20 protein-coding genes and 3 tRNA genes are annotated in these 20,587 nt (G+C 71.1%); 11 read left to right on the forward strand and 12 right to left on the reverse strand.

The features are described from left to right. Window positions 1-222 precede the first annotated feature (222 nt). The 3 genes from AB0D74_RS05835 (at window position 223) to AB0D74_RS05845 (ending at window position 5,055) form a co-directional block, all read left to right on the forward strand. Window positions 223-2,259 carry a hypothetical protein gene (locus AB0D74_RS05835; protein WP_362580900.1) on the forward strand — a complete coding sequence of 679 codons (2,037 nt, stop codon included), beginning with the start codon at window positions 223-225 and terminating at the stop codon, window positions 2,257-2,259. A gap of 307 nt (window positions 2,260-2,566) precedes the next feature. Beyond that, complete coding sequence (locus AB0D74_RS05840) at window positions 2,567-4,063, forward strand: N,N-dimethylformamidase beta subunit family domain-containing protein (RefSeq protein WP_362580902.1); 1,497 nt, start codon at window positions 2,567-2,569, stop codon at window positions 4,061-4,063. Window positions 4,064-4,155: 92 nt separating this feature from the next. Next, window positions 4,156-5,055, forward strand: coding sequence for a phosphoribosylaminoimidazolesuccinocarboxamide synthase (locus AB0D74_RS05845; RefSeq protein ID WP_362580904.1), 900 nt, complete (start codon window positions 4,156-4,158; stop codon window positions 5,053-5,055). A gap of 45 nt (window positions 5,056-5,100) precedes the next feature. Here the strand turns inward: AB0D74_RS05845 and AB0D74_RS05850 are convergent. The 8 genes from AB0D74_RS05850 to AB0D74_RS05885 all read right to left on the reverse strand — a co-directional run bounded on the left by AB0D74_RS05850 (window position 5,101) and on the right by AB0D74_RS05885 (window position 9,641). Then, window positions 5,101-5,173 (reverse strand) — tRNA-Gly (locus AB0D74_RS05850). Between the two features lie 22 nt (window positions 5,174-5,195). Continuing rightward, on the reverse strand, window positions 5,196-5,810 hold the full coding sequence (locus AB0D74_RS05855; protein WP_362580906.1) for a response regulator transcription factor: 615 nt from the start codon (window positions 5,808-5,810) through the stop codon (window positions 5,196-5,198). Next, window positions 5,807-7,051, reverse strand: coding sequence for a histidine kinase (locus AB0D74_RS05860; RefSeq protein ID WP_362580908.1), 1,245 nt, complete (start codon window positions 7,049-7,051; stop codon window positions 5,807-5,809). Before AB0D74_RS05860 ends, AB0D74_RS05855 begins: the two co-directional genes overlap by 4 nt. Window positions 7,052-7,111: 60 nt before the next feature. Beyond that, window positions 7,112-7,879 carry an ABC transporter permease gene (locus AB0D74_RS05865; protein WP_362580910.1) on the reverse strand — a complete coding sequence of 256 codons (768 nt, stop codon included), beginning with the start codon at window positions 7,877-7,879 and terminating at the stop codon, window positions 7,112-7,114. Beyond that, window positions 7,876-8,799, reverse strand: coding sequence for an ABC transporter ATP-binding protein (locus AB0D74_RS05870; RefSeq protein WP_362580912.1), 924 nt, complete (start codon window positions 8,797-8,799; stop codon window positions 7,876-7,878). The genes AB0D74_RS05865 and AB0D74_RS05870 overlap by 4 nt, the downstream gene beginning before the upstream one ends. Before the next feature lie 160 nt (window positions 8,800-8,959). Beyond that, window positions 8,960-9,035 (reverse strand) — tRNA-Gly (locus AB0D74_RS05875). Between the two features lie 80 nt (window positions 9,036-9,115). Then, window positions 9,116-9,187 (reverse strand) — tRNA-Gly (locus AB0D74_RS05880). Window positions 9,188-9,323: 136 nt separating this feature from the next. Continuing rightward, window positions 9,324-9,641: an Lsr2 family protein gene (locus AB0D74_RS05885; protein WP_351706462.1), complete on the reverse strand. Its 318-nt coding sequence runs from the start codon at window positions 9,639-9,641 to the stop codon at window positions 9,324-9,326. 384 nt (window positions 9,642-10,025) lie between these two features. Here AB0D74_RS05885 and purS point away from each other — a divergent pair, with 384 nt between their 5' ends. The 4 genes from purS to AB0D74_RS05905 all read left to right on the forward strand — a co-directional run bounded on the left by purS (window position 10,026) and on the right by AB0D74_RS05905 (window position 13,847). Continuing rightward, the gene (gene purS, locus AB0D74_RS05890) at window positions 10,026-10,289 is read left to right on the forward strand and encodes a phosphoribosylformylglycinamidine synthase subunit PurS (RefSeq protein ID WP_093501106.1); all 264 of its coding nucleotides are present in this window, start codon (window positions 10,026-10,028) and stop codon (window positions 10,287-10,289) included. Continuing rightward, a complete protein-coding gene (gene purQ, locus AB0D74_RS05895) occupies window positions 10,286-10,990 on the forward strand; it encodes a phosphoribosylformylglycinamidine synthase subunit PurQ (protein WP_362580915.1) in 705 nt (234 codons plus the stop codon). The genes purS and purQ overlap by 4 nt, the downstream gene beginning before the upstream one ends. Beyond that, entirely contained in the window at window positions 10,987-13,245 is a 2,259-nt protein-coding gene (gene purL, locus AB0D74_RS05900; RefSeq protein WP_362580917.1) for a phosphoribosylformylglycinamidine synthase subunit PurL, read from the forward strand. Before purQ ends, purL begins: the two co-directional genes overlap by 4 nt. An 89-nt stretch (window positions 13,246-13,334) precedes the next feature. Then, on the forward strand, window positions 13,335-13,847 hold the full coding sequence (locus tag AB0D74_RS05905; RefSeq protein ID WP_362580919.1) for a GNAT family N-acetyltransferase: 513 nt from the start codon (window positions 13,335-13,337) through the stop codon (window positions 13,845-13,847). An 11-nt stretch (window positions 13,848-13,858) separates the two neighbouring features. Here AB0D74_RS05905 and AB0D74_RS05910 read toward each other — a convergent pair whose 3' ends face one another. Next, on the reverse strand, window positions 13,859-14,323 hold the full coding sequence (locus AB0D74_RS05910) for a Clp protease N-terminal domain-containing protein (RefSeq protein WP_362580921.1): 465 nt from the start codon (window positions 14,321-14,323) through the stop codon (window positions 13,859-13,861). A 7-nt stretch (window positions 14,324-14,330) separates the two neighbouring features. Further along, window positions 14,331-14,534 (reverse strand): helix-turn-helix domain-containing protein, encoded by a 204-nt coding sequence (locus AB0D74_RS05915; protein ID WP_093501116.1) that lies wholly within the window; start codon window positions 14,532-14,534, stop codon window positions 14,331-14,333. A 92-nt stretch (window positions 14,535-14,626) separates the two neighbouring features. Between AB0D74_RS05915 and AB0D74_RS05920 the strand changes: the two genes are divergently transcribed. The 4 genes from AB0D74_RS05920 (at window position 14,627) to purM (ending at window position 18,797) form a co-directional block, all read left to right on the forward strand. Next, a complete protein-coding gene (locus tag AB0D74_RS05920) occupies window positions 14,627-15,424 on the forward strand; it encodes a sterol carrier family protein (protein ID WP_362580923.1) in 798 nt (265 codons plus the stop codon). Between the two features lie 150 nt (window positions 15,425-15,574). Continuing rightward, a complete protein-coding gene (locus AB0D74_RS05925) occupies window positions 15,575-15,922 on the forward strand; it encodes an META domain-containing protein (protein WP_362580925.1) in 348 nt (115 codons plus the stop codon). Window positions 15,923-16,165: 243 nt separating this feature from the next. Further along, on the forward strand, window positions 16,166-17,695 hold the full coding sequence (gene purF / locus AB0D74_RS05930) for an amidophosphoribosyltransferase (protein ID WP_362580927.1): 1,530 nt from the start codon (window positions 16,166-16,168) through the stop codon (window positions 17,693-17,695). Between the two features lie 31 nt (window positions 17,696-17,726). Further along, entirely contained in the window at window positions 17,727-18,797 is a 1,071-nt protein-coding gene (gene purM, locus AB0D74_RS05935; protein ID WP_362580929.1) for a phosphoribosylformylglycinamidine cyclo-ligase, read from the forward strand. Window positions 18,798-18,878: 81 nt separating this feature from the next. Here purM and AB0D74_RS05940 read toward each other — a convergent pair whose 3' ends face one another. Then, on the reverse strand, window positions 18,879-19,142 hold the full coding sequence (locus tag AB0D74_RS05940; protein WP_046733692.1) for a DUF3073 domain-containing protein: 264 nt from the start codon (window positions 19,140-19,142) through the stop codon (window positions 18,879-18,881). A 300-nt stretch (window positions 19,143-19,442) separates the two neighbouring features. After that, window positions 19,443-20,534, reverse strand: a complete 1,092-nt coding sequence (locus tag AB0D74_RS05945) for a Glu/Leu/Phe/Val dehydrogenase dimerization domain-containing protein (protein WP_362580931.1) — start codon at window positions 20,532-20,534, stop codon at window positions 19,443-19,445. Between the last annotated feature and the right edge of the window lie 53 nt (window positions 20,535-20,587).

Below are 20,587 nucleotides of genomic sequence, written 5' to 3' on the forward strand. Positions count from 1 at the left end.
CCTGATCGTTGCTGTCTGTCGATCACCTCTGACCAAAGCCATTCCATCGAGTGACCGATGCCGTATCCGGCTGACGGGGGCCGAGGCCCCAACTAGGGTGCGGCGCAGGCGTTCCGGCACTTGGCCCACCGGCATTGCGATGTCGGTGGCGGGTGCCACAGTGGGGGAGTGAGCAACAGCCAGGACAGGCCGAGGACAGCAGGGAGGGGGTGAGGTCCGGACGTGACCAGTACCGGTATCGGTGCGGAGGCGGGAGCGCAGGCGGCGCGTACCCGGGCCCTCGCCGTGCTGCGCATCCGCGGCCGGGCCCTGGCCGTGGCGCTGCTGCCCGCGGCGGCCACGGTGATCCTGCTGGCCGGCGGCTCCACCGGCCACTTCGTCGGCCGCGGCTGGGACACCGCCCGCTGGGTCGTCGGCGCCCTCGCGGTCCTCGTGCTGCTGGCCGCCGCCGGCGTCGCCCTGGTCGTGGCCCGCGCCCGCCCGGCCGTGAGCCCCACGGTCGCGATCCCGGAGGAGTCCGCTCCCGACCTGTACCGGATGGTGCGCGACCTGGCCGACCGCCTCGACGTGCCGGCGCCCTCCGCCATAGCGCTCACCCCGGACTGCGACAGCTGGCTGGAGGACCGCACCCACCCGGCCCACGGCCCGCCCGCGCCCAAGAGCGGCGACGAGCTCGGCACCCCCGGCCTGCACCGCCGTACCCCGGCAGCACCCGTCCTCGTCATCGGCTCCCCGTTCCTGTGGTGGATGCGCGTCGGTGAGCTCCGCGCGGTCCTCGCCCCGGTCGTCGCCGGTACGGGACCCTCGGCGCACCCGGACATAGCGGCGGCCCGCCGGTTCGTCAGGGGCCTGGACGCGGCGGTGGCGGTCTCCGCGGCGCCCGCCCGGCGCCCGGCCACCCGCCTGGTGTGCGCGGGCATCGCATGGGTGGCCCGGCTGCTGCTGCGCGGCTGCCGGGAGCATGCCGCGCTGATGGAGCGAGGGGTCGCCGCCGCGGCGGCCGAGCGGGCCCAGGCAGTCGACTACGGCCTGCGGATCGTCGCCCAGGAACAGGTCGGCCTCGCCTACGCGGGCTGGGACCGGCTGCTCACCCGGGTCGCGCTGCCCGCCTGGCGGATGGGCCGGTGGCCCTCCCGGCTGGACGCGGGCGTGGTCGCGGCCCTCACCGAGCTGTCCCGGCGCGACCGGCTGGCCGAGGGCTTCGCCTCCCGGCTGGGCGAGCGGCCCGCCTGCGACCTGCTGGAGGAGCCGGGGCTCGTGGACGAGGCCGCCTCGCTGCTCGCCGCCCGCCTCTTCCACGGCGGCCCCGCCGAGCCGGGTCCGGACTGGTCGCCGGTTGCCTGGCAGGAGTACCCGGACGAGGTCGTCGACCGCACCTGGCGCACCGAGGCGGCCCGCCTGCACCGCGTCCTGGACGCCCTCGGCGTCCGCGCCACCCTCGACCCCGGCGCCCCCGACCCCGGCGGCCCCACCCTGGCCCGCGTCCTGGACCACCTGACCGACCCGACGGCCCCCGGCAGCCGCCGGTACCCCCCGGCGTACGACGACTCCCGTACGTCTTCCGGGTGCGACGGCGACCCTCGCACCTCCGGCTACGACGACTCCCGCACGTCGTCCGGCCACGACGGCGACCCTCGCACGCCTTCCGGCTACGACGAGGACCCTCGCGCCTCCGGCTACGGCGACGACTCCCGCACGTCCTCCGGCCACGACGACGTCCCCCACACCCCCGGCCACGACGACGTCCCCCACACCCCCGGCCACGACGACGTCCCCCACACCCCCGGCTACGAACCGGAGGCGGACGAACCCACCGGCACGGAACGCAGCGCCGCGCTCGCCGCCGGCCTCACCGCGGCCCTCGCCCGCGAGGAGCACGAGGGCGCGCACGCGAGCACGGCCGAGACCGCGCGCCCCGGCTGCCCCGCGGCCACCGGCCAGGGCGGCTCCGGCGGCCCCGTCAGCCCCCTGTGGGACGACGGGGCGCTGCCCCTCTTCCCGCTCCAGCCCCCGCGCACCGCCCGCGAACTCCTCGCCGACCACGTCAAGGCGATGGTCTGCTGCGCGGCCGTGGACACCGCGGGAGCCACCCCCGGCCTGGACTGGCTCGACGGTCCGGCCCTGCTGGTCGACGGCGAACGGGCCGCCGACCTGACGCCCAGAGTCCTCAGCCTCATCGAGGAGGGAGACCCGGCCCCGCTGCGGGCCTGGCTGGTCGAATCCGGAATACGTCCCGAGAAACCGGTTCGACTGGCCTGACCTCGGCTTTTCGACGCTTTAGCGGAGCAAAGTGTTCCACTTCAGGCAAATTCGCAACGAACCGTGACTGTACGCGTGCGTTATGTGATGTGCTGGGACCGTTCGCGGAAGTGGCAAGCGCATCCGACATAAGACAGACGCCACAGTCCAGCGCGACACGGCTCAGCGCGGCTCAGCTCAGCACAGCAGGACGCCGCACCGCACCGCACGACATCGCACCGCACGACACAGAACCGCACCGCACGCACACATCGCATTTCGGCTCGTATCAGCACACTTCACGGGGGCACGAGGGAGGGGAGCCACCATGGCATCGGACCACATCCGCCGCTGGGAGTCGGGAGCACTTGCGCACGCCGTCACGGACCCCTTCGGCCAGGGTCCCGTTCCCTGGCTGCGCGGCAGCGAGACCTATTTCGACGACACCGGTCACGTCGTCCCCTGGTACGTGGACCCCAGCCGGCCACAGCCCACCGGCGAGAACCCCCGGGTCCCGGCCCCGCGCACCGCCGTCGGCGGCCCGCGCTCGGCGGACGACGTGCACCGTCAGATCAAGGGGTTCACCTCGACCGGCGCGGTGACCCCGGGCGAGGCCGTCGACTTCCACATCACGGTCGACCCGCCGCAGGAGTTCAGCGTCGACATCTACCGCATCGGCCACTACGGCGGCGACGGCGCATCGAAGATCACCACCAGCCCCCGGCTGTCCGGCATCGTCCAGCCCCCGCCGCTGGCCGCCGACCGCACGGTCTCCTGCCACCACTGGTGGCTGTCCTGGCGGCTGCAGGTCCCGTCGTACTGGAGCATCGGCGCGTACGTCGCCGTGCTCACCACGGCGGACGGCTACCGCTCCCACGTGCCCTTCACGATCCGCGACAACCATCCCGCCGACCTGCTGCTGCTCCTGCCCGACATCACCTGGCAGGCGTACAACCTCTACCCCGAGGACGGCCGTACCGGCGCCAGCCTCTACCACGCCTGGGACGAGCGGGGGCGGCTGCTCGGCGAGGCCGACGCGGCGACCACCGTCTCCTTCGACCGCCCGTACGCGGGCGCCGGCCTGCCCCTGCACGTCGGCCACGCCTACGACTTCATCCGCTGGGCCGAGCGCTACGGCTACGACCTGGCCTACGCCGACGCCCGCGACCTGCACGCCGGCCGCGTCGACCCGACCCGCTACCGGGGCCTGGTCTTCCCGGGCCACGACGAGTACTGGTCGCCGCAGATGCGCCGCACGGTCGAGCTGGCCCGGGACAGCGGCACGAGCCTCGTCTTCCTCTCCGCCAACACCATGTACTGGCAGGTGGAGTTGGGCCCGTCGCCGTCCGGGGTCGCGGACCGGCTGCTGACCTGCCGAAAACGCAGGGGCCCGGGAAAGCCCGCGCTCTGGCGCGAGATCGACCGGCCCGAACAGCAGACGGTCGGCATCCAGTACGCGGGCCGGGTGCCCGAGCCGAACCCCCTGATCGTGCGCAACGCCGGGCACTGGCTCTGGGAGGCGACGGGCGCGCACGAGGGCGACGAACTCCCGGGCCTGGTGGCGGGCGAGGCCGACCGGTACTTCCCGCGCACCGCGCTGCCGGAGCACGAGGAGCGCATCCTGCTCGCCCACTCCCCCTACACGGACAACGACGGCGTCCTGCGCCACCAGGAGACCTCTCTCTACCGCGCCCCCTCCGGCGCCCTGGTCTTCGCCGCCGGCACCTTCGCCTGGTCCCCGGCCCTGGACCGCCCCGGCCACATCGACCCCCGTGTCCAGCGCGCCACCGCCAACCTCCTGGACCGCATCTGCAAGCACGACTGATGCGCACAGGTGTCCGCGCGGCCCCGCTGTCCGTGCGCAACCCGGCATACGGGAGAATCGAGGGCACCTGTACAGAACCACGGGGAGGAACCGTGTCCGGATTCGTCGAAAAGCCCGAGCCCGTGGAGGTGCCGGGTCTGGTGCATCTGCACACCGGCAAGGTGCGCGAGTTGTACCAGAACGCGGCCGGAGACCTCGTGATGGTCGCCAGCGACCGCCTGTCCGCCTACGACTGGGTGCTGCCGACCGAGATCCCCGACAAGGGCCGGGTGCTCACCCAGCTCTCCCTGTGGTGGTTCGACAAGCTCGCCGACCTGGTCCCCCACCACGTCATCAGCACCGAGCTGCCCGAGGGCGCCCCCGCCGACTGGGCCGGCCGCACCCTGATCTGCAAGTCCCTGAAGATGCTCCCGGTGGAGTGCGTGGCCCGCGGCTACCTCACCGGCTCGGGTCTCGCCGAGTACCAGGAGTCCCGCACGGTCTGCGGCCTCGCCCTGCCCGAGGGCCTGGTCGACGGCTCCGAGCTGCCCGCCCCGATCTTCACCCCGGCCACCAAGGCCGAGGTCGGCGAGCACGACGAGAACGTGTCGTACGAGGAGGTCGCCCGCCAGGTCGGCGCCGAGACCGCCGCCCAGCTGCGCCAGGCCACCCTCGCGGTGTACGGGCGGGCCCGGGACATCGCCCGGGACCGGGGGATCATCCTCGCCGACACGAAGTTCGAGTTCGGCTTCGAGAACGACACCCTGGTCCTCGCCGACGAGGTCCTCACCCCGGACTCGTCCCGCTTCTGGCCGGCCGACGCATGGCAGCCGGGCCGCGCCCAGCCGTCGTTCGACAAGCAGTACGTGCGCGACTGGCTGACCTCGGCCGAGTCCGGCTGGGACCGGAAGAGCGAGCAGCCCCCGCCGGCCCTGCCGGAGCAGGTGGTCGAGTCGACCCGTGCCAAGTACATCGAGGCGTACGAGCGGCTGACCGGCCAGAGCTGGAGCTGACGGTACGAAAAAGACCCCGGTCCAGTGGACCGGGGTCTTGTCCCGAGCGGACGACGAGGCTCGAACTCGCGACCTCAACCTTGGCAAGGTTGCGCTCTACCAACTGAGCTACGTCCGCATGCGCCGTGGCGCGAGAGCAACTATACCCAACCTCGCTCCCGCGCGAGACGCACTGCCGCATGACGGTTCTCGGCACCGAGTTTGGTGACGGCCGAGGAGAGGTAGTTCCGCACGGTCCCCGGCGACAGCGCGGCCCGCTCGGCGATCTCCGCGACCGGTGCCCCGTCGGCCGCCAGCTCCAGCACCTCCGCCTCCCGCGCGGTCAGCGGCGAGTCCCCGGCGGAGATCGCGTCGGCGGCCAACTCCGGGTCGATGTACCGGTTTCCCGCGTGCACGGTCCGGATGATCTCGGCGAGCCGCTGCGCACTCACCGTCTTCGGGACGAACCCGCGCACTCCGGCGGACAGCGCCCGCTTCAGATGGCCGGGCCGCCCGTGCCCGGTGACGATCAGCACCTGGCAGCCGGGCAGTTCGGCCCGCAGCGATGTGGCGACCCTCACACCGTCGGCGCCCGGCATCTGCAGGTCCAGCACCGCGACATCGGGCCGGTGGGCCTGCGCCATGGCCAGCGCCTCGGGTCCGCTCGCCGCCTCCGCGACGACGACCAGATCGTCCTCGAGACCGAGCAGCGCGGCCAGCGCACCCCGGATCAGATGCTCGTCGTCCGCGAGCAACAGCCGTACCGGAGACGTCATGAAGTGACTCCACTCACACTCGTATCGGCCTTCGTGCGACCGGACAGCGGCACCGAGGCCACCACCCGGAACCCGTCCGCCCCGACCGGCCCGGCCTCCAGCGTCCCGTCGACCACCGCGAGCCGCTCCCGCAGCCCGGCCAGCCCGGACCCGCTGCCCCCCTTGCTCCCGCGCACCACGACCCCGTCGTTCTCCACCGTCAGCACCACGCATCCCTCCCGCATCCGCAGCCCCACCACACACCGTCCCGCGTCCCCGTGCCGCAGCACGTTGGTGGTCGCCTCCCGCACCACCCAGCCGAGCGCCGACTGGACCTCGGCGGGCAGTCCTGTGGCGTCGCCCGTCACCTCGCAGCTGAATCCCGCCGCCGTCAACACGCCCTGCGCACCGGCGAGTTCGGTGCCCAGGTCGGCGTCCCGGTAGCCCCGTACGACATCGCGTACCTCCCGTTGCGACTCCTGCGCGATCCGCTGCACCTCGATCATCTGCTCGACGGCCTCGGGCCGTTCGCGCCGGGCCAGCTGGACCGCCAGCTCGCTCTTGAGGGCGATGACGGCGAGGTTCCGGCCGAGGACGTCGTGCAGATCGCGGCCGAACCGCAGCCGTTCCTCGGCGACGGCGAGCCGGGTCCGGGTCTCGCGGGCCTCGTCGAGTTCGTAGACGGCGTTCAGCAGCCAGAGGGAGAAGATCGAGGTGAAGGCGAGGAACGCGCCGCCGAGGAACACCACGAACGCGGTGAACAGTGCGGCCACCGGGGGGTAGCCGAGCGGGAAGGCGACCGCCCCTGCCCCGCAGGCGAAGCCCGCGACCAGCGACAGCACCCGCTTCCGGTTGTGCACCCCGATCGCCATGGTCCCGGCGCCGAAGGCCAGCACCCCGGTGAAGACGCTGCTGCCTGCGGCGTCCACGTCCGGCCCCGACCCGTACCTGCGCAGGACGAGGGCGGCGACGGCGAAGACGTAGGTCGCCGCCGCGAGCGCCCACAGCAGCCGCACCGGCTGCCCCCGCCGGCCGCGGGTCCAGTCCAGGGCCCGGGAGGCGGTCACCGCGCAGAGCAGCGCGTGGACGACGACCATCGCCATCAGCCAGCCCGCGACCCCCGGCCCGGCCTGCGCGAACACCGGCAGTCCGAGCGCCGCGACCTCGATCACCGCGAAGAAGTGGAACGACCACCGTGTGTATGTCTCGACCTTGGCGGGAGTGGTCTTCTCCCGCCACCAGCCGCCTGCTGCCCCGTTCATCCCGCTCCCGTTCCCCTCGTTCCTCTCGCTTTCCTCGGCTCGCTTCCCGCGGCGTTTCCCTCAGCGCCGGGGTTCCCAGCGGAACCACCGCCGTACAGCAAACACCGCGACCAGGGTCCAGGCCAGCGCGATGAGGACCGTGGTCAGGGCCTGGCCCGCGCCCAGTTCTCCGGTCCAGCCGGCCCGGACCAGGCGGACGGCCGGGGAGAGCGGGAGGAGTTCGCAGACCTTGGCGACCCGGTGGGGCAGGGTGTCCGCGGGCATGGCGATGCCCGAGCCCAGCAGGGAGACGAAGAGCAGGGGCAGCGCGGTGACCTGGGCGCTCTCGGTGGTCCGGGTGAAGGCCGAGGTGAGCGCGGCGAGAGCGGCACTGAGCAGCAGGCCGAGGAGGAGCCCGAGCAGCGTGAGGTACGGCGCCTTGGGCGCGCCCGTGTCGAGCAGCACCATGCAGCCGGCGGCCAGCAGCAGCGCCTGGGCCAGGCCGAGGCAGACGGCGGGCAGGGCGGTGCCGGTGAGGATCTCCGCGTCGGACAGCTCACCGGTGCGCAGCCGCTTGAGGACGAGTTCCTCGCGGCGGGCGACGAACGCGCCGACCAGTGAGCTGTAGACGGCGAAGAGGAAGGAGAAGCCGATCGCCGCGGTCAGCATCAGCGTGCCCGCGTTCAGCCCCTTCTCCTTGAGGTCGAACTGGTCGAGCGCGGGCCGTACCGTGACCGGGAGGGCGAGCGGCACGAGCAGTGCGGTGAGGACCGCGCTGCGGTTGCGGCCGAAGAGGAGCAGCTCGGCGCGGGAGAGGGCGCGCAGCCGCGCCGTGACCATCGTGTTCATGCGGCCGTCTCCTTCGCGATCCCCAGGAACGCCTCCTCGAGTGAGGCGGACCGCACCTCCAGCCGGTGCAGTTCGACCCCGGTCCGTTCGGCCCACCCCAGCACCCCGGCAGCGGTCCGCTGCACCTCGCGGGTCCGCAGCCGTACGAACCTTCCGTCGAGTTCGTGGCCGCACACGCCCAGGCCGGCGAGCGGCGGCAGGTCCCCGAGGAAGTAGCCCGTGGGCAGTTCGAAGGACATCCGCGCGGGCCGGCCGGCGGTCACCTCGCCCGGTGTCCCGGTGGCCGCGATGCGCCCCTCGTGCAGGATCGCGAGCCGGTCGGCGAGGTCCTCGGCCTCCTCCAGGTAGTGCGTGGTGAGCAGGACGGCCGTCCCGTCGTCGCGCAGGGTGCGCACCAACTCCCAGGTGTCCCGGCGGCCTTCGGCGTCGAGTCCGGTGGTCGGCTCGTCCAGGAACAGCACCTCGGGCCGGCCGAGCAGCGCGAGTGCCAGGTCGAGGCGGCGCCGTTCGCCGCCGGAGAGCTGCTTGACCCGGACGTCGGCCCGGCCGCCGAGCCCGACCAGGCCGAGCGCCTCGGCCTCGGGCCGGGCTCCGGTCGTACAGCCGGCCCACATCCGGACCGTCTCGGCGACGGTCAGCTCGGAGGGGAAGCCGCCCTCCTGGAGCATCACCCCGGTGCGCGGGCGGACGGCGGCCCGTTCCCGGTGCGGGTCGTGGCCCAGTACCCGTACCCGGCCCCCGTCCGGCGGTGCGAGTCCTTCGAGCAGTTCGACCGTCGATGTCTTTCCGGCGCCGTTGGTGCCGAGCAGCGCGAAGATCTCCCCGCGGGCCACGGAGAAGGTGATTCCGCGGACCGCCTCGAACCCGCCCCCGTAGACACGCCGGAGATCTGTGACCTCAATCACGCGTTCGTAGTCCATGACTCCAGCGTCCCCGCGGCCGGCGTCCGGGAGCAGTGCGCGGTGTCATCGCTCGCCATGACAAATGTCAGAGGGCCTCTCGGCGGAGGAGATGCAGGAGACCCAGGAGGTCGGCGCACGAAAAAACCCCAGTCATATGACTGGGGTTTCCTCTATGAGCTGGAGCGGACGACGAGGCTCGAACTCGCGACCTCAACCTTGGCAAGGTTGCGCTCTACCAACTGAGCTACGTCCGCACTGCCCCCGACCGGCTCCCACCGATCGGTGCGAGCACCAGCCTACCTGATCCACAAGCATGCTCAGGACGGCGGTGCAGAGCGGGTGACAGGAATTGCACACTGCGCCTTCCCCCTGGAAGGGGGATGTTCTACTACTGAACTACACCCGCATGTAGTCCGTGGGCTCCGGCTTTTCGGCCTTGCCCCTCGGCGTGCTCCAGACATTAGCTGATCAGCAGGGGGGTAGCGCAAGTCGACTGCCCCCAGGGGCGGCTGACGCACCCTGAGAGCAGCCGGCCACCCCTGTCACTGGGCGGCGCTGAACGCCTCGTACACCTTCTTCGGGATGCGACCGCGGGCCGGGACGTCCATCTTGTTCGCCTGCGCCCAGGCGCGGACGGCCGCCGGGTCGGGGGCGACCTCCGTCTGCTTGTACGCCTTGCCCGACTTCGACCGCTTGCGGCCGGCCACCACGTAGGGCTCCAGGGCCCTGCGCAGTTTCTTGGCGTTCGCTTGATTCAGATCGATCTCGTACGACTTGCCGTCGAGTCCGAAGGCGATCGTTTCCGCCGCTTCCGAGCCGTCGATGTCGTCAAAGAGAGTGACCACGACCTTCTGCGCCACGAATATTCGGTCCCTTCGTGTGGCACGTCTATACAGCTCATCGACAGCGCATCGGCGATGACCGCGACGGCGGAAGATGACGTGCCGAGTATCGGCTATTGCCAATTCATTTGTACAGTGCCTGGCAATACAAAGTGAAGCCCGACTAAATCCGTCCGCGTGTCACCAGCGCAATAGATGTCGTGGACGAACCCGGGGAACTTTCCCAGAACTTTTCGTGAGGATCCTCCGCTGTCACCCGATCGTGATGCGCCTCACGTAGTTTCCTACAACTCTACCCGCGTAGAAATTTTGTGCGGGTAGTCTGAAGACACCGGTCGGAGACCACCGACGGGTATCACGGGTATCTGCTCAGCAGTCAGCACCACAACACCGGGAGTGCCAGTGGCACGCGTCGTAGTCGACGTCATGCTCAAGCCGGAGATCCTCGACCCCCAGGGCCAGGCGGTCCAGCGTGCGCTGCCGCGCCTGGGTTTCGAAGGCATCTCCGATGTCCGTCAGGGAAAGCGATTCGAACTGGAAGTTGACGGGCCGGTCGACGAGGCCGCGCTCGCCCGCATCCACGATCTTGCGGAATCCTTCCTCGCCAACACCGTGATCGAGGACTTCACGGTTCGCGTCGACGAAGTCGCGGAGGCGGCGAAGTGACCGCTCGTATTGGCGTCGTCACTTTCCCGGGAAGCCTCGACGACCGTGACACCCAGCGCGCGATCCGTCTCGCTGGTGCGGAACCGGTCGCGCTCTGGCACAAGGACAAGGACCTTCACCAGGTCGACGCGGTGGTCCTTCCCGGTGGTTTCTCCTACGGCGACTATCTGCGGGCCGGTGCCATCTCCCGCTTCTCGCCGGTGATGGAGACGGTCATCGAGCAGGCGAAGGCCGGGCTGCCGGTCCTCGGTATCTGCAACGGCTTCCAGGTCCTCACCGAGGCGCACCTGCTCCCCGGCGCGATGCTCGGCAACGACCACCTCCACTTCATCTGCCGCGACCAGAAGCTGCGGGTGGAGAACACCTCCAGCGCCTGGACGACGGACTACAGCGCGGGCCAGGAGATCCACATCCCGCTGAAGAACATGGACGGCCGGTACGTCGCCGACGAGTACACGCTCGACAAGCTGGAGGCCGAGGGCCGCGTCGCCTTCCGGTACGTGGTCCGCGGCGAAGCCGCTGATGGATACGGCAATCCGAACGGCTCGCTGCGCGACATCGCCGGCATCACCAACGAGGCCGGGAACGTCGTCGGCCTGATGCCGCACCCCGAGCACGCCGTCGAGCCGCTGATCGGCACCGGCCGCACGGACGGCCTCCCCTTCTTCACCTCGATCCTCAAGAAGCTGGTCAACGCATGAGCCGGACGCCTCTGGACACGGTCGAGCACGCGGCCGAGACCCCCGACGTCGAGCTGCCCTGGGCCGAACTGGGCCTGAAGAAGGACGAGTACGAGCGGGTGGTGGAGATCCTCGGCCGCCGCCCGACCGGCGCCGAGCTGGCCATGTACTCGGTCATGTGGTCCGAGCACTGCTCGTACAAGTCCTCCAAGGTCCACCTCCGCCAGTTCGGCGAGAAGGCCCCGCAGTCGGACGCCCTGCTCGTCGGCATCGGCGAGAACGCGGGCGTGGTCGACGTCGGCCAGGGCTACGCGGTCACCTTCAAGGTCGAGTCGCACAACCACCCGTCGTACGTCGAGCCCTACCAGGGCGCGGCGACCGGTGTCGGCGGCATCGTCCGCGACATCATCGCGATGGGCGCGCGTCCGGTGGCCGTGGTCGACCCGCTGCGCTTCGGCGCCGCCGACCACCCCGACACCAAGCGCGTGCTGCCCGGAGTCGTCGCCGGCATCGGCGGCTACGGCAACTGCCTGGGCCTGCCCAACATCGGCGGCGAGGTCGTCTTCGACGCCTGCTACCAGGGCAACCCGCTGGTCAACGCCGGTGCCATCGGCGTCATGCGGCACGAGGACATCCACCTCGCCAAGGCCTCCGGCGCGGGCAACCAGGTCATCCTGTACGGCGCCCGGACCGGCGGCGACGGCATCGGCGGCGCGTCGATCCTGGCCTCGGAGACCTTCGACGACGCCAAGCCCTCCAAGCGTCCGGCCGTCCAGGTCGGCGACCCCTTCCAGGAGAAGCTGCTCATCGAGTGCACCCTGGAGGCGTTCCGGGAGAAGCTCGTCGTCGGCATCCAGGACCTCGGCGCGGCGGGTCTGTCCTGCGCCACCTCCGAGCTGGCCTCGAACGGCTCCGGTGGCATGACCGTCACCCTGGACGACGTCCCGCTGCGCGACTCCACGCTCTCGCCCGAGGAAATCCTCATGAGCGAGTCGCAGGAACGCATGTGCGCGGTGGTCGAGCCGGCCAAGGTCGCGCGCTTCCTGGAGATCTGCGAGAAGTGGGACGTCATCGCCACCGTCATCGGTGAGGTGACCGACGGCGACCGCCTGGAGATCTTCTGGCACGGCGAGAAGATCGTCGACGTCGACCCGCGCACGGTCGCCCACGACGGCCCGGTCTACGAGCGCCCCTACGCCCGCCCGTCCTGGCAGGACGCCCTCCAGGCGGACGACGCGAACAAGCTGCCGCGCCCGGCGACGGCGGAGGAGCTCAAGCAGCAGGTCCTCCAGCTGGTCGGTTCCCCGAACCAGGCCTCCAAGAAGTGGATCACCTCGCAGTACGACCACTTCGTGCAGGGCAACACGGTGCTGGCCCAGCCCGAGGACTCGGGCATGATCCGCATCGACGAGTCCACGGGCCTCGGCGTCGCCATCGCCACCGACGGCAACGGCCGCTACGCCAAGCTCGACCCGTACGCGGGCGCCCAGCTGGCCCTCTCCGAGGCGTACCGCAACGTCGCCACCACCGGTGCCAAGCCGCTCGCCGTCTCCGACTGCCTGAACTTCGGCTCGCCCGAGGACCCGGCGGTGATGTGGCAGTTCGCCGAGGCCATCCGCGGTCTCGCCGACGCCTGCCAGCAGCTCGGCACCCCGGTGACCGGCGGCAACGTCTCGCTCTACAACCAGACGGGCGAGGTGGCCATCCACCCGACCCCGGTGGTCGCCGTCCTCGGCGTGATCGACGACGTGGCCCGCCGCACGCCGGTCGCCTTCCAGGAGGAGGGCCAGCTGCTCTACCTCCTCGGCGACACGCGTGAGGAGTTCGGCGGCTCGGCCTGGTCCCAGGTCGTCCACGACCACCTGGGCGGCCTGCCCCCGAAGGTGGACCTGGAGCGCGAGCGCCTCCTCGCCGAGATCCTGATCTCCGCCTCCCGCGACGGCATGATCGACTCCGCGCACGACCTGTCCGACGGCGGCCTCGTCCAGGCGGTCGTCGAGTCGGCCCTCCTCGGCGGCAAGGGCGCGCGCCTGGTCGTCCCCGACGGCCTCGACGCCTTCACCTTCCTCCTCTCCGAGTCGGCCGGCCGCGCCGTCGTGGCCGTCCCGCGCTCCGAGGAGGTCCGCTTCAACGACATGTGCGGCGCCCGGGGCCTCCCGGCAACCCGCATCGGCGTCGTGGACGGCGACTCGGTGGAGATCCAGGGCGAGTTCACCCTCTCCCTGACGGAACTCCGCGAGGCCCACGAGGGCACGATCGAGGCGCTGCTCGCGTAGCCGGCCGTACGCCGACGAAGGCCCCGCCCGGGTTCATGTCTCCGGGCGGGGCCTTTTCGCGCTCAGGGCAGGCGCCCCATCCTTCTGGCATGTACTTGCGAAACGTCACCCAGAACGACGTGGACGCCTACCTCCGCATGCGCTGCGACCCCGTGATGATGAAGGACCTCGGCGGGCCGTTGCCCAGCGAGGGAATCGCGGACAAGGTGCGCCGGGATGCCGAGGAGGCGGCGGCCGACACCTCCTGGATCAGGATGATCGTTCCTGACCCCGGCGCTCCCGGGGTCGTCGCGGGGAACGTGTGTATCTGGGCGCACGGCGAGGGCGGGGAGCCGTTGTCGGAGATCGGGTGGATGGTGCTGCCCGAGTTCCAGGGCCGCGGGCTCGGCAGGCTTGCCACCCGCGCCCTCCTCGAACAGGCCCGGGACGAGGACCGCTGGGGGGACGTCCACGCCTTCCCGGCGGCGGCCAACGGCCCTTCGAACGGCATCTGCCGGTCCCTCGGTTTCCGCCTGCTCGGCGAGATCGACGTCGACTTCGCCGACCGGGTCATCCACAGCAACCACTGGGTGATCACCCCGGCTTCCGACCTCGCCCCCTGACCGCCCCCAGCTCAGCGGTCCCGGTGGATCAGGCGGGCCCGTACCGCGGTGCAGTCAATAGCAAGTTCGGTGAGGAGTTCTGCTGCGGGGTCCGGGCGTTCGCAGCCGAGGAGGGCCAGGAGCAGGTGTTCCGGGGTGATGCGGTGGCTGTGGGCCTTCTTCGTCTCGGCGAGGGCGCGGGGGAGGACGGCGCGGGCGCCCGAGGTGAAGGGGGTGCGTTTGCGGGACACGGGGATCGGGGCCCGCTCGACGCCCCGGACGTCGACGCCGACCACGGCCAGCGCGGACCGGTCGAGGGCGTCGAGGGCGGCGCGGGCGGTCTCCAGGTCGGTGCCGAGGGCGCGGACCGCGCCGGGATCGTGGAGCACGCCCAGCAGGAGGTGCTCGGTGCCGATGCGGCGGTCGCCGCGCAGCGTGGTTTCTTCGAGGGCCGACGCGACGGTCGCCCGGGCCTCTGCCGCGAACTGTTCGAACATGCTCGTCTCACTTCCCGTACTTGGCGTGGACGGACTGCCGGGAGACGCCCAGGGCGTCCCCGATCTGCTCCCAGGACCATCCCTGTTCCCGTGCGCGCACCACGGCCGCCGCTTCGACCTGCTCGGCCAGCCGGTGCAGGGCACCCACCGCCCGCAGTCCCACCGCGGGGTCGTGCGACCTGAGACGTTCCGAGAGCTCTTGTGTCTCCATGTCTGTCAGTCTGGATTGACACCCTGAGAGATGTCAATCCAGGCTGACAAAAAATCCCCGGCCCGTCGGACCGCCGCAATACGCTCACCGCCATGCCCCCTGCCAAGAAGCGCCCCAGGACGTACGACCCCGCCAGAACCCGTACGGCGGTTCTCGCCCAGTTCGCGAACGTGCGGGACGCCGTCCGCACCCTCGGCCCCGAGCAGCTCGCGCTCCCCACCCGGCTGGCGGGGTGGACCGTACGGGACCTCGTCGCCCACATCGGCATGGCGGTCACCGCCGTCCACCGGGCCCTGGACCAGCCCGAGCCGGCGAAGCCCGACGCGGTGCTGCTGGACTGGCCGTTCGGGACCTCCGGCAACGCCGCCGCCATCGACGACTTCACCCGGCGCCTCGCCGTCGGCCACTCCGACCTGGACGCCTACCTCGCCGACGCCGACGGCGGCCTCCGTGCCCTGCTCGACGCGCACCCCGGCACCCGGCTGCTCGCCACCAACGTCGGGGCCCTGTCCCTCGACGACTACCTCGTCACCCGGGCCGTGGAGCTGGTCGTCCACGCCGACGACCTCGCCGCGGCGGTCCCGGGACTCGACATCCCCCACGACCGGCAGGCCCTCGCCGCCTGCACCCGGCTGCTCGCCGACGCGCTCGCGGTCAAGGCGCCCGGCGGCTCGACCGAGGTGCGGGTGCCGCCGTACGCCGTCGTGCAGTGCGTCGAAGGGCCCCGGCACACCCGGGGGACCCCGCCGAACGTCGTCGAGACCGACCCGCTGACCTGGATCCGGCTGGCCACCGGACGGCTGGGGTGGCAGGAGGCCGTCGCGGACGCCAGGGTCAGCGCCAGCGGGGAGCGGGCGGACCTCGGGGCGTACCTGCCCGTCATGGGGTGAGGGAACCGATCACCCGGGGCGCGCCGTCGAAACGGTATGTACAGGTACGGGTTGAAACAGCGCATGCGCCGTACGACCCTTGCGAGGGTGGTGGCCGCCGCCCTGATCGCTCTGCTCGCGGTGGCCTGTGGCGGTGGGAGAGGCGGAACCGTGGGGACTGCGCCGGCCGTGACCGGGATCGACTGGACCGTCGACAGTGTGACCGTCGACGGCGCCACCCAGCGCGCCCCGGCGCACGCCCACCTGAAGATCGAGGACGGCCGCGCGGCCGGCAGCCTCGGGTGCAACCAGTTCAGCGGACCGGCGGAGATCACCGGTGACCAGCTTCGGCTCAGCCACCTCCGCACCACGCGGATGGCCTGCGACAACGCGCGGATGACCTTCGAGCGCGCCCTCTCCCGCACGCTCACCTCGGGACCGCTGACCATCACGGGCGAGGGCGGGAAACTCACCCTCACCGCGACCGGCGGCGACCGCGTCCAGCTGTCCGGGACCTGACCGCGTCCCGGGCCGCGGCCCCCTCGCGACCCCCCGAATGATGTGCGACACCTCACTCAGGGATACGGTGTGAGGGGGTTGCGCGGGCACCGGTCCGCCCGAACCGGCACCGCCTGGAGAAAGCTCCCACCTCGCTGACCTGCGAAAATGGAGAAAGCCACAACCGCGTCCGCAGTCGTAGATCCATTACGGCTGTGTATCCCCAATTCGGACCAGTGGTCGATCTCGCCTACACTCGGTGCCGTGCCACGTGGTGACGGTCTCCTCAATCACGATCTGCTCCCCGGTGAGAAGGGCCCCCAGGACGCTTGCGGCGTCTTCGGTGTCTGGGCTCCCGGTGAAGAGGTCGCCAAGCTCACGTACTTCGGGCTGTACGCCCTCCAGCATCGGGGCCAGGAGTCCGCGGGTATCGCGGTCAGCAACGGCTCCCAGATCCTCGTCTTCAAGGACATGGGCCTCGTCTCCCAGGTCTTCGACGAGACCTCCCTAGGCTCGCTCCAGGGCCATATCGCGGTCGGTCACGCCCGCTACTCGACCACCGGTGCCTCCGTGTGGGAGAACGCCCAGCCGACGTTCCGCGCCACCGCGCACGGTTCGATCGCGCTCGGCCACAACGGCAACCTCGTCAACACGGCGCAGCTCGCCGAGATGGTCGCCGAACTCCCCAAGGACCACAACGGCCGGTCCACCCGGGTCGCGGCCACCAACGACACCGACCTGCTCACCGCCCTCCTCGCGGCCCAGACCGACGAGGACGGCAAGCCGCTGACCATCGAGGAGGCCGCCCACGCGGTCCTCCCGAAGGTCCGGGGCGCCTTCTCGCTCGTCTTCATGGACGAGCACACCCTCTACGCCGCCCGCGACCCGCAGGGCATCCGCCCGCTGGTCCTCGGCCGGCTGGAGCGCGGCTGGGTCGTCGCGTCGGAGTCCGCCGCGCTCGACATCTGCGGCGCCAGCTACGTGCGCGAGATCGAGCCGGGCGAGTTCGTCGCCATCGACGAGAACGGCCTGCGCACCTCGCGATTCGCGGACGCGAAGCCCAAGGGCTGTGTCTTCGAGTACGTGTACCTGGCCCGCCCCGACACCGACATCGCCGGGCGGAACGTCTACCTCTCCCGCGTGGAGATGGGCCGGATGCTCGCCAAGGAAGCCCCGGTCGACGCCGACCTGGTCATAGCGACCCCGGAATCCGGCACCCCGGCCGCCATCGGCTACGCGGAGGCCTCCGGCATCCCCTTCGGCAACGGTCTGGTCAAGAACGCCTACGTCGGCCGGACCTTCATCCAGCCCTCGCAGACCATCCGGCAGCTCGGCATCCGCCTGAAGCTGAACCCGCTGAAGGAAGTCATCAAGGGCAAGCGCCTGGTCGTCGTCGACGACTCGATCGTCCGCGGCAACACCCAGCGGGCCCTGGTGCGGATGCTGCGGGAGGCGGGCGCGGCCGAGGTCCACATCCGGATCTCCTCGCCGCCGGTCAAGTGGCCGTGCTTCTTCGGCATCGACTTCGCCACCCGCGCCGAGCTCATCGCCAACGGCATGACCATCGAGGAGATCGGCACCTCGCTCGGCGCCGACTCCCTGGCGTACATCTCCATCGACGGCATGATCGAGGCGACCACCATCGCCAAGCCGAACCTGTGCCGCGCCTGCTTCGACGGCGAGTACCCGATGGAGCTCCCGGACCCCGAGCTGCTCGGCAAGCAGCTCCTGGAGACCGAGCTGGCGGCCGGTCCGGCAGCCACGGCCGCGGCCGACGCGATCCGTCGCCCGTAAGCCCCGTCATCAACCCGAAAGATCCCAGGCAATGTCTGAGAGCCCTGTTTCCGGTGCTTCCTACGCGGCTGCCGGCGTCGACATCGAGGCGGGCGACCGCGCGGTAGAGCTGATGAAGGAGTGGGTGAAGAAGACGCGGCGCCCCGAGGTCCTCGGCGGCCTCGGCGGCTTCGCCGGCCTCTTCGACGCCTCCGCCCTCAAGAACTACGAGCGCCCGCTGCTGGCCTCCGCCACGGACGGCGTGGGCACCAAGGTGGACATCGCGCGGCAGCTGGGCGTGTACGACACCATCGGGCACGACCTGGTCGCCATGGTCATGGACGACATCGTGGTGTGCGGTGCCGAGCCGCTGTTCATGACCGACTACATCTGCGTCGGCAAGGTCCACCCGGAGCGGGTCGCCGCGATCGTCAAGGGCATCGCCGAAGGTTGTGTGCTGGCCGGGTGCGCCCTCGTGGGCGGCGAGACGGCCGAGCACCCCGGCCTGCTCGGCCCGGACGACTTCGACGTCGCGGGCGCCGGTACGGGCGTCGTGGAGGCCGACCGGCTGCTCGGCGCGGATCGTATCCGTACGGGTGACGCGGTGATCGCCATGGCGTCCTCCGGTCTTCACTCGAACGGGTACTCCCTGGTCCGGCACGTGCTGCTGAACCAGGCGGGCCTCGCCCTCGACGCGCACATCGAGGACCTCGGCCGGACCCTCGGCGAGGAGCTCCTGGAGCCGACCAAGATCTACTCGCTGGACTGCCTGGCCCTCATGCGGACGGCGGAGGTGCACGCCTTCAGCCACATCACCGGCGGCGGACTCGCCGCGAACCTGGCCCGGGTGATCCCGGACCACCTGCACGCGATCGTCGACCGCACCACCTGGGCCCCCGGTCCGATCTTCGACCTGGTCGGGCGTACCGGCAGCGTCGAGCGGCTCGAACTGGAGAAGACGCTCAACATGGGCGTCGGCATGATGGCGATCGTCCCGCAGGAATCGGTCGACGTGGCACTGACCGCACTGGCCGACCGCGGGGTCGACGCCTGGGTCGCCGGCGAGATCACCGAACGCGGCGAGCACACCACCGGCGCGGAACTGGTGGGCGACTACGCGTAAGGCTCTGTGAGGCCAGCACAAAACCCGGTCCGGCATGAAACCCCGGACCGGGCAAGTGAAGCGGCTCAGCAGCCGCCGGAGTCAAGCACCGCGACGATGCTGGGAGTGCGGACCGGACTGGTCGTCCTCGTCCTCGTCCTCATCGTCGTCGTTGTAGAGATCCGCGTACTGGGCGTACGGGTCGTCATCCTCGTCGTCGTCCTCGAACGGCTCGCCATTCGGCGGCTGGCTCGAAGTCGATGCGCCCAGCTCGCTGGCCAGACGTGACAGGTCTGTCCCACCGCTGTTGTACTTCAGCTGGCGGGCGACCTTCGTCTGCTTGGCCTTGGCCCGGCCGCGCCCCATGGCTCGACCCCCTCGGTGACGGGGCTCGATGGCCCCAGAGTCTGACACGCGTTCATGATCCGGAACGGGCTCTCCTCGGAGAGACCGGTCCGTAGGGCTTCCACGGTACCTGAGCCCGCGCCCATACGGTACGTCGCCCGCACCACGCGCCTGGCTGCACGACCCGCGAGGTGCCCCGTCCCCGCTGGTCAACCACGATTTTAACCACTTCCTGGCGGCCGACCCGCCGACGAACGTGAGAGTTCTCTCCAAGTGCCCGTCGGCGGGTACCGGAAATCCGTCCGGAAACCCCGTGTTCGGTCAGTGTCCGCCCACCGTTGCCGCTTCGTGCATCCGCTGTTCGGCGATCCGGTCGGCCGCCGCGGCCGGCGGAATCCCGTCGTCCTTCGCACGTGCGAAGATCGCCAGTGTGGTGTCGAAGATCTTCGCCGCCTTCGCCCGGCACCGCTCGAAGTCGAACCCGTGCAGCTCGTCGGCGACCTGGATGACCCCGCCGGCGTTCACCACGTAGTCCGGCGCGTAGAGGATCCCGCGGTCGGCGAGGTCCTTCTCGACGCCCGGGTGGGCGAGCTGGTTGTTGGCCGCGCCGCACACCACCCGGGCGGTCAGCACCGGCACGGACGCGTCGTTCAGGGCACCGCCGAGCGCGCAGGGGGCGTAGACGTCGAGGCCCTCGATCCGGATCAGGGCGTCGGTGTCGGCGGCGACCCCCACGGCAGGGTGCCGGTCGGCGATCCGCCACACGGCTTCCTGCCGTACGTCGGTGATCACGACCTCGGCGCCCTCGTCCAGCAGGTGCTCCACCAGGTGGTGGCCGACCTTGCCGACGCCCGCGATGCCGACGGTCCGGCCGCGCAGCGAGGGGTCGCCCCACAGGTGCTGGGCGCTGGCCCGCATGCCCTGGTAGACGCCGAACGCGGTGAGCACGGAGGAGTCGCCCGCGCCGCCGTTCTCCGGGGAGCGGCCGGTGGTCCAGCGGCACTCGCGGGCCACCACGTCCATGTCGGCGACGTACGTGCCGACGTCGCAGGCGGTGACGTACCGGCCGCCGAGCGAGGCCACGAACCGCCCGTAGGCGAGCAGCAGCTCCTCGGTCTTGTCGCGGTCCGGGTCCCCGATGATCACGGCCTTGCCGCCGCCGTGGTCGAGCCCGGCCATGGCGTTCTTGTACGACATCCCGCGCGCGAGGTTGAGGGCGTCGGCGACGGCCTCCTCCTCGTTGGCGTACGGGTAGAAGCGGGTGCCGCCGAGGGCGGGGCCCAGCGCGGTGGAGTGGATGGCGATGACGGCCTTGAGGCCGCTCTTGCGGTCCTGACAGAGCACGACCTGCTCGTGACCGCCCTGGTCCGAGTGGAACAGGGTGTGCAGGACGCCGGTGGAAACGTCGGTCACTGTGGTGACTCCCGGTTGTGTCGCGTGTGTCGCGGCGGGTGGAAGCGGGGGCT

Source organism: Streptomyces sp. NPDC048278 (genome assembly GCF_040652195.1).
In the GTDB taxonomy this organism is placed as follows: domain Bacteria; phylum Actinomycetota; class Actinomycetes; order Streptomycetales; family Streptomycetaceae; genus Streptomyces.

Excerpts from the sequence above, each read along its gene's own strand:
- AB0D74_RS05840 (WP_362580902.1), top strand. The coding sequence starts at position 2,567 with ATGGCATCGGACCACATCCGCCGCTGGGAGTCGGGAGCACTTGCGCAC.
- AB0D74_RS05855 (WP_362580906.1), bottom strand. The coding sequence starts at position 5,810 with ATGACGTCTCCGGTACGGCTGTTGCTCGCGGACGACGAGCATCTGATC.
- AB0D74_RS05860 (WP_362580908.1), bottom strand. The coding sequence starts at position 7,051 with ATGAACGGGGCAGCAGGCGGCTGGTGGCGGGAGAAGACCACTCCCGCC.
- AB0D74_RS05865 (WP_362580910.1), bottom strand. The coding sequence starts at position 7,879 with ATGAACACGATGGTCACGGCGCGGCTGCGCGCCCTCTCCCGCGCCGAG.
- AB0D74_RS05870 (WP_362580912.1), bottom strand. The coding sequence starts at position 8,799 with ATGGACTACGAACGCGTGATTGAGGTCACAGATCTCCGGCGTGTCTAC.
- purL (WP_362580917.1), top strand. The coding sequence starts at position 10,987 with ATGAGCCGGACGCCTCTGGACACGGTCGAGCACGCGGCCGAGACCCCC.
- AB0D74_RS05905 (WP_362580919.1), top strand. The coding sequence starts at position 13,335 with ATGTACTTGCGAAACGTCACCCAGAACGACGTGGACGCCTACCTCCGC.
- AB0D74_RS05910 (WP_362580921.1), bottom strand. The coding sequence starts at position 14,323 with ATGTTCGAACAGTTCGCGGCAGAGGCCCGGGCGACCGTCGCGTCGGCC.
- AB0D74_RS05915 (WP_093501116.1), bottom strand. The coding sequence starts at position 14,534 with ATGGAGACACAAGAGCTCTCGGAACGTCTCAGGTCGCACGACCCCGCG.
- AB0D74_RS05920 (WP_362580923.1), top strand. The coding sequence starts at position 14,627 with ATGCCCCCTGCCAAGAAGCGCCCCAGGACGTACGACCCCGCCAGAACC.
- purM (WP_362580929.1), top strand. The coding sequence starts at position 17,727 with ATGTCTGAGAGCCCTGTTTCCGGTGCTTCCTACGCGGCTGCCGGCGTC.
- AB0D74_RS05940 (WP_046733692.1), bottom strand. The coding sequence starts at position 19,142 with ATGGGGCGCGGCCGGGCCAAGGCCAAGCAGACGAAGGTCGCCCGCCAG.